This is a genomic window from Campylobacter concisus (genome assembly GCF_002914005.1).
GTDB classification, from domain to species: Bacteria; Campylobacterota; Campylobacteria; order Campylobacterales; family Campylobacteraceae; genus Campylobacter_A; species Campylobacter_A concisus_N.
The window spans coordinates 1-12667 of sequence record NZ_POZU01000056.1; the positions used below are offsets into that span (position 1 = coordinate 1).

Consider the following 12667-nt stretch of genomic DNA (forward strand, 5'->3'; position numbering starts at 1 on the left):
CTTTAATCTACTATATCGTGATTGAGAGAGGTTATATACTTAAATTTAAGCAAGCAAATAAAAACTAGTGTAGGCCATTTTGTCTTTAAATTTATTAGCAAAACTTGATTTGATATTTAAAAATGTTGGGGCAATGTTCACTGTTTCAAAAATGCCCCGAGCTGTATTAATTAGGCAAGGGTAGCTTAAATTTCAAAGCCACCCAGCCAAATTTATTCAATTTATCTTTTTGAAGTGTATAAATTTATGCCATTTTGTAAGCGTTTTAGCCCCTCAAGCACTCTAGCTTTTTGGGTTGCGATATTCATACGGAGGAAAAATCTATCTCCTCTGTAAGCATTGCCGTCATTTAGCCATAGTCCAGCTTTATCACGCAAGAAATTCATAAAGTCGCTCGAATCCTCGCAAAATGCGCTGCAATCAAGCCACAAAAGATAAGTCGCATTTGATGACAGAAGTTTTACTGGCAAATTTTGCTCTTTTATGAAATTTATAACGATTTTTTTGTTTTCAAAGAGATAATTTCTAAGCTCATCAAGCCATGTTTGGCTATCGTTAAATGCCGCTATTGTCGCAGTTATTGCAAATGCGTTTGCTTCACCTATTTCATCATAATTTACAGCCGCATTTATTCTGGCACGTATTTGCTCATTTGGCGTGACGATGGCTGAGCTTTGAAGTCCTGCGATATTAAAGGCTTTTGTAGGTGAGATGCATGTGATTGAGTTATTTTTGCACTCTTCGCTAACGCTGATAAATGGCACGTAGCTTAGCCCAGGATCAGTTATGTCGCAGTGGATCTCATCGCTGATAACCAAAACATCATGCTTATAGCAAAGCTCGCCTATTTTTTTAAGCATCTCTTTGTCCCAAATTTTTCCTATTGGATTGTGTGGATTGCAAAGAAGCATCATAGTTGTTAGTGGTTGAGCTAGCTTTGCTTCAAGGTCTTCAAAATCAATCTCATAAGAGCCATCTTTATAGACAAGGTCATTTGATAAAATTTCACGGCCATTATTTTTGATGCAGTTAAAAAATACGTGATAGACTGGAGCTTGAACTAAAATTTGATCCCCTGGATTGCTAAATCTTCTAATAGCAGTAGAAATCGCTGGTATAACGCCAGTGCAAAAGCACATCCACTCGTTTTCAAAGCTAACATCATGACGCCTTTTCCACCAGCCTTTAATCGCTTCGTTCCACTCTTTTGGGATAAATGAGTAGCCAAAGACGCCATTATCAAGACGCTTTTGTAGGGCATTTAAAATTTCAGGTGCAGCCTTAAAATCCATATCAGCAACCCACATTGGCAAAACATCGTTTTTCATTCGCCACTTCGATGAGTTGGTGCCATCTCTGCTAATAAGCGTATCAAAATCGTACTTCATAGCTTTTCCTTAAAATAAAATTTTAAATCAATTATAACCCAAAAGATACTAATATAATTTGAAATTTTCTCTCAATTTAATATTTCAAAAGGAAAAATGATGAAATTAGCTCAGGCTCTCATTTTAAGAGCCGATACACAAAAACGTTTAGAGCAGCTAAAAGGTAGGTTGCTTGATAATGCAAAAATGCAAGAAAATGAAAGACCTAGCGAAGATCCAAAGCTTCTTTTAAAAGAGCTTGATAGGCTAAGCGATGAGCTATTTAGGCTGATCCTGGCTATAAATTTAACAAACTCAAGTGCAAAATTTGAAAATGTGAGTCTAACTGAAATGATCGCTAAAAAAGATACACTAAGCCAAAAAGCAAGCGTGCTTAGGGAATTTGCCAAAAGCGCAAGCCAAAAGGTAGATCTTTACTCAAATAGTGAGATAAAAATTTTAAGTAGCGTTGATGTGTCTATGCTTCAAAAGCAAATAGACGAGCTTTCTAAAGAGATCAGAGAGCTAGATATGAAGCTACAAGAGGCAAACTGGCAAGTTGATCTTGTAGAGTAAATTTATGGTGAAAATGTAGTTAAAGGCGAGTAAAAAGAAAAATTTATTAGGCTTGCGGGGAGAGCAAAAGCTTAAATTTATCCCAGCAATTTAAAAAATGCATTCTTAAAAATAAACGTTACTACCACTTACTGATTTAGCTACGTTTTGGGTGGGTTTGGGGAAGATTAATCTTTATTATGTAAGATTTCACAAATTTTTAAAAGGAAATTTATGAAACTTGACACCTTGATCGTAAAGGGCATTGAAGCTAAGAATAATCCAAATAAAGCTGTAATTCCGCCTGTTTTTTTAGCAAGTACGTTTGTGCAAGATGACCTTGAAAATTTTCAAGAATTTGCATATTCGCGTGGTAGCAACCCAACCAAAAAAGCATTTGATGAAATTTTTGCAAAGGTTGAAGGCAGCAAATACGCATTTAGTTTTGGCTCAGGCATGGCAGCAACAGCGGCGGCACTTAGCCTTATAAAAACTGGGCAAAAGGTCCTACTAAATAGCAATGTCTATGGCGGCACTTATAGATATGTTACAACTGTTTTTGAAAGCCACGGTATAAAGAGCGAATTTATAGATGATCTAAATTTTTTAAGCGAAGATGATATAAGTGACGATGTGGCGGCGATATTCATCGAAACTCCGTCAAATCCTCTCTTAAGAGTGACAGATATCGCTAGAATTTCAAAGATCGCTCACAAAAAAGGTGCTCTAGTCATCGTGGATAACACATTTTTAACGCCTTATTATCAAAGAGTGCTTGATCATGGAGCTGATATCGTGGTTTATAGCGCTACAAAGTATATCGGTGGACACGCTGATGTGATCGCTGGTATCGTCACGCTAAACGACGATGCTTTGGCTGAGAAGATAAAATTTGCTAAAAACACTCTTGGTGGCATCATAAGCCCGATGGACGCATACTACCTAATACGTGGTCTTAAAACGCTTAGCGTTAGGTTTGACAGACAAACGCAAAATACCCATAAAATAATCAAATTTTTACAAAATAATGACGCCGTTAGCGTGGTGCATTTTGCTGGCTCATATAGTGAGCAAGAGGCAAAGATGCAAGCAGCTCAAGCAAGCGACATCGGCGCTCTTATCTCATTTGAGCTCGATGAAAAATATGATGTAAATAAATTTGTAAAATCGCTAGAAATTTTTGATCTAGCGGTAAGCCTTGGTGGTGTAGAGAGCCTTATTTGCAGGCCTGCGACGATGACGCATGAGGCGTATCCAAAAGAGGTGCTGGATAAGATTGGTATAAAGCAAAACTTACTTCGCTTAGCAATCGGTATCGAAAACGCTGATGATCTAATAGCAGATCTTGATCAAGCATTTAAAAAAGCAAAAAAATAATAAAGGAGATAGATATGGCAACTACAAAATTTAAAGGTAGTGAGGTAAATTTAAGTGGAAATGAGGTCTTCGTAGGCTCTTATGCGCCTGAAGCAAAAGTCGTAGCACAAGATCTTAGCGAGTTTAGTGTAGGCGGAAATAATGGCGTAGAAGTCCTTGTTTGCTTGCCATCACTTGATACTGGTGTTTGTGCAGCAGAGGCTCGTAAATTTAACGAAAAAGTAGCCGGCAAACACGGCGTAAAACTTAGCATCATCTCAAATGATTTGCCATTTGCGATGGGGAGATTTTGCACGACTGAAGGTATAGCAAATTTACGTGTAGGAAGTGACTTTAGATACGGAGAATTTGCTAAAAACTATGGCGTTTTAATGAGTGATGGCCCACTAAAAGGACTACTTGCAAGAGCGGTATTTGTCATCAATGATGGCGTAATAATTCACAAACAAATCGTCCCTGAAGTGACAGAAGAGCCAAACTACGATGCTGTATTTGACGCTATTAAAAGTAGCGGTAGTTGTGGTTGTGGCTGCCATTAAAAAAAGGCGTTATCTAAGCATCTATTTGATGCTTAGATAATTAATCTTAGTCAAATAGAGATTTTTCAAAAGATTTTACTACAAAGCTTTTTCTATGAAGGCTTGAATAGCCAAACTTGGCAATGGCATCTAGATGTGCCTTTGTGCCGTATCCTTTGTGCTCAGCAAAGCCATACTTTGAGTAAATTTTATCCCAGCCTTTCATTAAACTATCACGGCTAACCTTTGCTAATATGCTAGCAGCGCTTACCCCAGTGACTTTGCTGTCAGCTTTTATCATCGTTGTGATACCAACGCCATAGTCTAAATTTCCATCATAAATGACCTCAAAGCCCTCAAAGTGCGCTTTAAAAAGTTTGAGTGCTCGTCTTAAGCACTCGCTTAGCCCAAGTTCGTCTATTTGCGCATTTGAGAAGTAGATGATGAGAAAATTTGAGCTTTTTATGATCTCTTTAAAAAGCTCCTCACGCTTTTTTGCAGTTAGTTTTTTGGAGTCGTTTAGACCTGAAATTTCTTTATTAAGCACGCAGGCCGCTACGCTTAAAGGCCCAGCTAAAGCCCCACGTCCAGCCTCATCTATGCCACAAATTTTTGCCATTAAAGCCCGATTTCATCGCTAAAGTAAGGTCTTAGCTCATTAAGTGGCACGCTAATTTGCTCCTCGTTTAAAAAGGTAAGCCCAAGTGGCGAAAGTACAAAATTTTCGCTAACACCTGCTGTTGCGAGGATTGCTTTTAGATGAGGGTCGTTTATATCTTTAAAAATCTGCTTTAACTTTAGCTTTTTGTTGGTTTTAAGTAAGACGACATCGCAACTAGTTTTATTATTTTTATAGGTGCAGATGCTTTTTATTTTGTCATTTATATAGTAGATGTTATCTAGGCTTTCAAATTGGTTATTTGGCCATTTTTTACGCTCGCTTTTTAGGTCATAAAGTGTCGAGAGTAATTTATTTTTATTTTTTTTAGCCGATTCTTTGGCAAATATGTCGTTAATTATAGCTTCGTATCTCGTGCCATTTGCTTCGACCATTTGGATGCCAATATTTAGCATTTCATACTCTTTTTCTTTTTTGATAGTTGCATTATAGGCTTTGTTTTTAACGATTATTTTGCCCTTTAGCTCACCATTTTCATTTTTAACGTCTAAATTTATCTTATCAGATACAGCATTGAGCGATGAAATTTCACTACTATTTTGCTCAAGATTACCTTTTTCGTAGTCATATTTTGTACCATCAAAAAAGATATGTCCGCTTATCTTGGCTGGCACTTTAAAGCTCTTACTTTGCTTAAAATTTTCAAATTCATCTTTAAAATAGTTCATATAAACTTCAAATTTTATACCATTTGCCTCGCCAATAAATTTATAAAATTTTGCCCAGTTTTCGTGATTTATCTCATAGCCAAATAGGCTTACTATAAGTATAAAAATCCCAATAAATGCTCTCATGTCCGTCCTTTATAGTTTTTTTGATTATAGCTTCTTTACTTTAAGCTTTTAAAACAATAATCAAATAAAGGTTTAAATTTATAAACCTAGACTCCACCTAGAAAATGGCAAAATTTCGCATTTTATGCCCTCAAAGCTAAGCTCAGCTTGGTTTGCGACGCTAATTATCTGAAGCTTACTAACGCCTAGCTCTTTTAAGCTTGCGTGGAGTTTTTTAAATTTTAAAAAGATAATCTCTGGCGCAGAAAACGGCACACAGATGATCGCGATCTTCCTTTTATTAAGGAAGAAATCAATCTCTTTTGTGTAGTAAATTTCATATTTAAATTTAAGCAATTCGCAAAAAACGACATTTGCAAAGACGGCCAAAAAGTCCTTTTTTAGATACAAAGCGTTACGAAGTGCAAAATTTGTAAAGTAGAGCTTTTTGCTCGTGCTACTCTCATCTAAATTTGGTACTAATTCTATAAAGCCATTTTCATTAAGGCTGGCTACCGCGTTATAGACACTATCTTTTGAAATTTTCATCTGCTCTTTTAGGTTTTTGTAGATGCCAAAAGTGCTAAGCACATCGTGGCATTTTGTAGCACATTCTTTTAAAATCGCAATGCTTTGCTCGCTTAAATTTGCTCTTAAAAGCTGTTGCAAGTGAGCTGTGACCTCGCTGGAGTCTAAAAAGGCACTTGCTATCTCGTTGCCGTGAGCCAAAAAATAGCTAAAAAGCAGGTCTTGGTCCAAATTTTTCTTAAAAAATAGTATAAATTCCTCGTAATCGAGATAGTTTAAATTTATGCGAGCAAAGCCCTCAAGTGAGAGTGAAAATTCCTTGCTTGTAAGGATAATATTTTCAAGTGTTGCGCCCTTTAAAAAGCTTAAATTTATAAGATCAGTGGCTTGTAAATTTTCAACTGCAAGAACCTTTATCTGAACATTTTTTTCTAAAAATTCTTTCAAATTTGCTAAAAGTAAGGCTCTGTCTATCCTTAGATCGTCTAAATTTACATAAAGTCTCTCTTCGCTTTTATAATGGCTTAAAAACTCATAAACAAGGGCTGTTTTGCCACTTGAAATGGGCCCAATTATTAGCGTTTTTGGCGAGATGATTTCGTATTTTCTGGGGATAAATTTACTTGATTTAAGCGGCTGATTGTAATAAAGCTCTAATTGGTTCATTTTCTCCCCTTTGTAAGATGCATATGTAAATTTTTACTATACCGTCAATTTCCCCCCCCCCTGTTATAAGCGCGATCTCATCGCTTGTTAGTTCATAAAGCTCAAAAACAAGTTTGTCTATTTTTTCGTCACTTGCCTTGATTTTATCGTTTAGCGCGTCGATATTTTCTTTGGCTTCTAGCTTTTCATCAAGAGTTAAAGTAGGCATATGCTTCTCATAAAGCTTGATTTTTTCATTAGCTTTTAAAATTTCATCGATCAAATTTATTATTTCGTTTGATAAATTTTCATTTTGTGGCGTGATTTGTGGGATAGGCAAAATTTCTAAGCGATTTGTTGTTATTTCGCCTTCAAGTCCACCTCCAGCATAGAAAAAGTTGAAAATTTTATAAACACCTGTTGAATTTAAAAAGGCTAATAAAAATTTTAGATTTTCGCCAGTTATGCAATATGCAGTATTGTTTGGAATATTATTATTTGTATCGTAAGCAAATTTTGGACTTTGCACAATTTTTGCACATAAAATTTTCTCTTTTTCAAATTCTTCATAATAAGCGATATTGTCTTGCGTCTCAAACCATTTATTTGATGTTTTTTTGCGGCATTTTTCACCATTTATAGTTTCGCCACTTTGTGCTATATAAGGCAAGAAATTTTGTAAATATCCCTTAAGACTTGGAAAATTTTCAATATCTATCTTTAATGCTGGAAATGTGCAAATGAGCCACAATCCAGCCCACTCATAGTCATAACGCTTTATATCTCGACCTCGCAAGATCGGTCTAATGAGCTTTTGCGTCCGCTCTCTTTCTTCTCCAGTGCAGTTATTTAAAATTTTGTCACGAGTGTCGCTATCAATAATGAAAGCTTCGTTTAATCCAGTTGAAATTCCACGATAAATATTTACGCCCCAATCTTTTAATGGCTCTGCAACTTTTTCGATCTTGCTTTTTAGCTCAAATTTGCTTTTATCAAGGAAAGTGAAATTTGTTTCGTTTAGTGTGGATTGTGGTATTTGGATAAATTTTTGTGTTTTTAAATTTATGGTGCTTGAAGCCAGGAAATTAAATTTTGAATTTTCACCAGCTCTTATTTTTCTAAAAATAGTAACCGCACTATCTACGCTCGCATCTTCAAAAACTTTAACCCCAGCAAAATCAATAATGTGTGTTATTTGTGTATTTTCTAATATAAATTTACGTAAATTTTCACCATAGCTGGCACGGAAAAATTTATTTGAACATATAAAACCTAAAAGCCCATTTTCTTTCAGGTGCGTAATGCCAAGCTCATAAAAATAGACAAATAAATCAGCCGTGCCACTATAAACTTTATATTTTTGCAGGGCTGGCTTTTGCTCTTTTATCGCCTCTTGTCTGACATAGGGAGGATTGCCGATAACGACATCAAATTTAAAGTCAAAAGGAAATTCTAAAAGCGAGTTTGCTGCTACTAAATTTTTACTAAGATCTGTTAAAACTCGTCCTTTTGCAGCTGTGCGGAGCCAAAGAGATAACCTAGCGATCTCGACCGCATCGGCATTTATATCTACGCCGTAAAGGTTATTTTCTAAAATAGTGCTTTCTATATCGTAAAGCCCCAAGCCCTCGCCCTCATATACTTTGCGGTAAGTGTCTAATGCGCCATGCTCGTTAATGAGAAATTCTAAAGCTTGGTTTAAAAACGCACCAGAGCCACAAGCTGGATCAAGTATCTTAAGGGATAAGAGCCATTCGCGGTAAGCATAAATTTTGCCTTTGATCTCGCTTTCTGCTTTGGTTAATTTTTTGGGATTTTTTGGTTCTAATAGCTCATTTAGATCAAGCCCTAGCTCATCTTTTTTAGCTTTACAAAACGTACCAAGCGAATTTTCAACTATAAATTCTGTTATAAACTCTGGCGTATAAAATATGCCATCTTTTTTACGTTTGCTCTGTTTGGCATCAAATTCACTACCATTTATTTGTGCATTTAGCTCCTCAAGGTCGTTTAGTGAGCTTTCAAAGATATGTCCTAGGATATTTACACCGATGTCGCTTAAAAAGTCATAGTCACTTAAAAACTGCGCTTCAAGCACGCTATCGTCTATCTTTAGTGCATCAAGCTCAGTATCTGTGGCAAAAAGCCCGCCATTGTAGCGTTTGATATCAAGACGTTCACTGCCTTTATCAATGGCTTTAAAGTAAATTTTGTAAAAGTCATAAAAGCTTAGCTCGGTAACTTGATTTTGAAATTTATCTTTTATCTCGGCTATCGTGCGAAGTCTTAGTAGTCCGCGGTCTTCAGCAAATAGTATAAAGACAAACCTGTCGCATAGTTTTTGAGTCAGGCTTAAAAGCCTATTTTTATCAATGCTAGCATTGTTTTTGCAAATATTTTTAAAAAGAGCAAGTCTAAATGCGCTAAAGTCTTTATAAAATTTATTTGAAATTTCACGTTCATGGCTGGCAAATTTCTCTTTTAGCTTTAGCGGCAGATCTGTGCTAATGCTCTCAAAGCTAAGCAGCAAATGAAGTTTCTTAAACTCCTCAAAGCTTGCTGTAAAAAGGTCAAATTTTTCAAATGTTGTTTTATTGCCGATGTAAAAGCGCAGTTCGTTAAAATTTGAAACAACGACATATTTGGTATTTTCATGCGAGATAAAATAGCGAAAAGCTTGATCTACTGGGCTAAGCTCGCGGTTGGACGGAGTTTTATCAAGATGCTGTGTGGTCTGATCTTTTAGCTCGATCACGCATCTAACTTCGCTATTTATTAGTATCGCTCCGTCTGCTTTTTTGCCGTCAGTTTCGTTCTTTTTCTCACGTTCAAGATTGAAATTTGTAGGATTAGTAGTATCCAAAGTGTAGCCAAGGCAGTTTTCAAAGATATCTTTTAGAAACTGTGTTTGAAATTTCTCTTCTTTAAAGCTCTTAATGTCGCTAGCTTTTGCCTGATATATTTGCAAATTTATATAACGCTTTTTAAGCTTCTCCTCGTCTTGTTCTTGAGCTAATAAGAATTTTGTATTAAAGATCGGCATCTTTTCTCTTTAAAATTTTAATTTCTTGGAATCTTATCTTTTTAAATTTTATATCTTCCTTATTAAAAGGAAATAATTAATCAAAATTCATCAAAAAGTAGCGTTTTTCTTGACAACTATAATAGCTTTTTTGTAAAATCGCGTTCTCTTTACGAAAAGACAAGCGTCTTTGCTCGTACGATCGCTTGATCCTATGCGAGTTATTTTGATGTAAAGAGGTCGCGAGTTTGCGACAAGTTCTTTTTAAAGGAAAATACATGGAAAGAATTAGGTTAAAGCTAAAAGCTTACGACCATAGAGTTCTAGACCGCACTGTTGCAGCAATTGTAGAAGCTGTCAAACGAACAGGTGCCGACGTTCGTGGCCCGGTACCAATGCCTACAAAGATCAAACGCTATACAGTCTTAAAATCTCCACACATCAACAAAGACTCACGTGAGCAGTTTGAGATGAGAATACACGCTCGTATGCTTGACATCGTAGCTGCTACTCCAGAAACTGTAGATAGCCTAACAAAACTCGACCTAGCTCCAGAAGTTAATGTCGAAGTTCGTGCGATGAAATAAGCGGACAAAAGGATAAGAGTATGGAATATATTGTAGAAAAAATAGGCATGAGTAGAACGATTGCCACGAAGAGTACGCCAGTTACACTACTTAAGCTAGTTGAGGCTAAAGTATGTGAGATCGACGAAAACAAACGTGCTATCGTAGCGTATGCCCACACTAAAGCAAACAACAAAGCTATCGCTGGTCAGCAAAAGAAATACAATCTGACTGCAGAATTTAACAAATTTGCTACGCTTGAAGTAGCTAATAGCGAAGTTGGAAACCTAGACTTTACACCATTAAATGAGGCTAAAATTTTAAAAGTTAGCTTTAACTCAAAAGGTAGAGGCTACCAAGGTGTGGTAAAAAGACATGGTTTTGGTGGTGGTCCAAAAAGCCACGGCTCACGTTTCCACAGACGCCACGGTTCAATTGGTAACTGCGAATGGCCAGGTCGTGTTCAACCAGGTATGAAAATGGCAGGACAGATGGGCAATGAGAAAGTTACTGTTAAAAACGAGCTAATAAGCTTTGACGCTCAAAATGGCATCGTAGTTGTAAAAGGTTGCGTTCCTGGTCACAATGGTGCAATGGGTAAAATAAGGATTGTAAAATGAGTAAAATTCACGTATTAAACGATAAATTTGAAAATTCAGGCGAGTTAGAGCTTCCTGCAAGCTACGCTGAAGTAAATCCGCACAACCTATATCTTTATGTAAAATCTTACCTTGCTGGTATAAGAGCAAATACGGCTCATACTAAAAGCCGTGCTTTTGTAAGCGGTGGTGGTAAAAAACCATGGAGACAAAAAGGACGTGGTGGTGCAAGAGCAGGTTCAACTAGAACTAACGTTTGGGTAGGCGGTGCAGTTGCATTTGGTCCAACAAACGAGAAAAACTATTTTCAAAAAGTCAATAAAAAACAAAAAAGACTAGCTCTTGAGTACGCTTTGGCAGTAAAAGCACAAGATGGTAAAATTTTCGCAGTAGATAGCATCTCAATCGAGTCTGGAAAGACAAAAGATGCAGCTAATATCATCAAAAATTTAAAAGTAAAAGACGCGCTTATCGTTAAAGATTTACTAGACGATAAAACACTACTTGCTTTTAGAAATTTAGCAAACTGCTATGTAGTAGATGCAAATGAGGTGAATGCTTATCTTGTCTCTACATTTAGTTCGGTTATTATTGAAAAAGCTGCACTAAAAACTATAACAAAAGAGGGCTAAAATGGCGGATATAACTGATATCAAAACAATTATTTATACAGAAAAAACTCTAGGCCTTCAAGAACAAGGCGTTGTTGTTATCCAAACTTCACCAAGAGTTACAAAAAACAGCTTAAGAGCGGTTTTACAAGAGTATTTTGGAGTAACGCCTGTTCGCGTAAATTCACTTAGAATTAGCGGCAAGGTTAAACGTTTTAGAGGAAGAGCAGGCCAACGTGACGAGATAAAGAAATTCTACGTTAAGTTACCTGAAGGCGTAAGCCTAGAAAATACGGAGGCGTAAGATGGCTATAAAATCATATAAACCATATACACCTAGTCGTAGATATATGACTGGACTAAGCTCTGAAGATATAACAGCTAAACCAAGCGTTAGAAGCTTGCTTGTTAAAATACCTGCATCTGGCGGTAGAAATAACAATGGTCGTATAACTTCAAGACATAAAGAGGCAGGTGCAAAAAAACTTTATCGTATCATCGACTTCAAACGTCGCAAATTTGGTATAGAAGGTAAAGTTGAAGCGATCGAGTACGATCCAAACAGAAACTGCCGTATCGCTCTTATAGCTTACAAAGATGGTGAAAAACGCTATATCATTAGACCAAACGGCCTAAATGTTGGCGATGTTATCGCATCTATTGATGAGGGCTCACTAGATATTAAACCAGGCAACGCTATGAAATTAAGATTTATCCCAGTTGGTACTATCGTTCATAACGTAGAGCTAAAACCTGGCAAAGGCGCTCAGATAGCTCGTTCAGCTGGTGGTTATGCTCAGCTAATGGGTAAAGAAGAGAAGTACGTTATCTTAAGAATGCCAAGTGGCGAGATGAGACAAGTACTAGCTGAGTGTATGGCAAGTATCGGTGTAGTAGGCAACGAAGACTGGGCTAACATCACTATAGGTAAAGCTGGACGTAATCGCTACCGCGGTATCCGCCCACAAACACGTGGTTCTGCTATGAACCCAGTTGATCACCCACACGGCGGTGGTGAAGGTAAGAAAAATTCAGGCCGTCACCCAGTTACTCCATGGGGTAAACCAACTAAAGGTGCTAAGACTCGCCGTAAAAAAGCTAGCGATAAGCTTATAATTTCAAGAAGGAAAGGAAAATAGAGATGGCAAGATCACTCAAAAAAGGTCCTTTCGTAGATGATCATGTAATGAAAAAAGTTATTGCCGCAAAAAATGCAAACGATAACAAACCAATCAAAACTTGGTCAAGACGTAGCACGATTGTACCTGAAATGATTGGACTAACATTTAACGTTCATAATGGCAAGAGCTTTATTCCTGTATATGTTACAGAAAATCATATAGGCTATAAACTTGGCGAATTTGCTCCAACACGCACATTCAAGGGTCACAAAGGCTCAGTGCAAAAGAAAATCGGCAAGTAAGGGG

General features: G+C 36.8%; 14 protein-coding genes. 9 read left to right on the forward strand and 5 right to left on the reverse strand.

From position 1 onward, the window contains the following. Positions 1-221: 221 nt before the first annotated feature. Positions 222-1388 carry a MalY/PatB family protein gene (locus CYP54_RS05965; protein WP_103604559.1) on the reverse strand — a complete coding sequence of 389 codons (1167 nt, stop codon included), beginning with the start codon at positions 1386-1388 and terminating at the stop codon, positions 222-224. Between the two features lie 99 nt (positions 1389-1487). Here CYP54_RS05965 and CYP54_RS05970 point away from each other — a divergent pair, with 99 nt between their 5' ends. The 3 genes from CYP54_RS05970 to tpx all read left to right on the forward strand — a co-directional run bounded on the left by CYP54_RS05970 (position 1488) and on the right by tpx (position 3838). Then, positions 1488-1943, forward strand: coding sequence for a DIP1984 family protein (locus tag CYP54_RS05970; RefSeq protein WP_103604560.1), 456 nt, complete (start codon positions 1488-1490; stop codon positions 1941-1943). Between the two features lie 213 nt (positions 1944-2156). Further along, the gene (locus tag CYP54_RS05975) at positions 2157-3299 is read left to right on the forward strand and encodes a trans-sulfuration enzyme family protein (protein WP_085658465.1); all 1143 of its coding nucleotides are present in this window, start codon (positions 2157-2159) and stop codon (positions 3297-3299) included. Between the two features lie 14 nt (positions 3300-3313). After that, a complete protein-coding gene (gene tpx / locus CYP54_RS05980) occupies positions 3314-3838 on the forward strand; it encodes a thiol peroxidase (RefSeq protein WP_103604561.1) in 525 nt (174 codons plus the stop codon). A gap of 46 nt (positions 3839-3884) precedes the next feature. Here tpx and rnhB read toward each other — a convergent pair whose 3' ends face one another. The 4 genes from rnhB to CYP54_RS06000 form a co-directional block, all read right to left on the reverse strand. Beyond that, entirely contained in the window at positions 3885-4436 is a 552-nt protein-coding gene (gene rnhB / locus CYP54_RS05985; RefSeq protein ID WP_103604562.1) for a ribonuclease HII, read from the reverse strand. Continuing rightward, complete coding sequence (locus CYP54_RS05990; RefSeq protein WP_103604563.1) at positions 4436-5290, reverse strand: S-adenosylmethionine tRNA ribosyltransferase; 855 nt, start codon at positions 5288-5290, stop codon at positions 4436-4438. The genes rnhB and CYP54_RS05990 overlap by 1 nt, the downstream gene beginning before the upstream one ends. A 78-nt stretch (positions 5291-5368) precedes the next feature. Beyond that, on the reverse strand, positions 5369-6463 hold the full coding sequence (locus CYP54_RS05995; protein ID WP_103604564.1) for an ATP-binding protein: 1095 nt from the start codon (positions 6461-6463) through the stop codon (positions 5369-5371). After that, the gene (locus CYP54_RS06000; protein WP_103604565.1) at positions 6426-9485 is read right to left on the reverse strand and encodes an Eco57I restriction-modification methylase domain-containing protein; all 3060 of its coding nucleotides are present in this window, start codon (positions 9483-9485) and stop codon (positions 6426-6428) included. Before CYP54_RS06000 ends, CYP54_RS05995 begins: the two co-directional genes overlap by 38 nt. Before the next feature lie 257 nt (positions 9486-9742). Between CYP54_RS06000 and rpsJ the strand changes: the two genes are divergently transcribed. From rpsJ to rpsS, 6 genes are read left to right on the forward strand one after another with little or no spacing between them, the layout of a single operon-like run. Further along, a complete protein-coding gene (gene rpsJ, locus CYP54_RS06005; RefSeq protein ID WP_009295257.1) occupies positions 9743-10051 on the forward strand; it encodes a 30S ribosomal protein S10 in 309 nt (102 codons plus the stop codon). Positions 10052-10071: 20 nt separating this feature from the next. After that, positions 10072-10650, forward strand: a complete 579-nt coding sequence (rplC, locus tag CYP54_RS06010; protein ID WP_103604566.1) for a 50S ribosomal protein L3 — start codon at positions 10072-10074, stop codon at positions 10648-10650. Next, a complete protein-coding gene (rplD, locus tag CYP54_RS06015; RefSeq protein WP_021092445.1) occupies positions 10647-11261 on the forward strand; it encodes a 50S ribosomal protein L4 in 615 nt (204 codons plus the stop codon). The genes rplC and rplD overlap by 4 nt, the downstream gene beginning before the upstream one ends. Position 11262: 1 nt before the next feature. Beyond that, positions 11263-11544 carry a 50S ribosomal protein L23 gene (locus CYP54_RS06020; RefSeq protein ID WP_103604567.1) on the forward strand — a complete coding sequence of 94 codons (282 nt, stop codon included), beginning with the start codon at positions 11263-11265 and terminating at the stop codon, positions 11542-11544. Between the two features lies 1 nt (position 11545). After that, positions 11546-12379 (forward strand): 50S ribosomal protein L2, encoded by an 834-nt coding sequence (gene rplB, locus CYP54_RS06025; RefSeq protein WP_087586685.1) that lies wholly within the window; start codon positions 11546-11548, stop codon positions 12377-12379. A gap of 2 nt (positions 12380-12381) precedes the next feature. Then, on the forward strand, positions 12382-12663 hold the full coding sequence (gene rpsS, locus CYP54_RS06030; protein ID WP_002941639.1) for a 30S ribosomal protein S19: 282 nt from the start codon (positions 12382-12384) through the stop codon (positions 12661-12663). Positions 12664-12667: the final 4 nt, after the last annotated feature.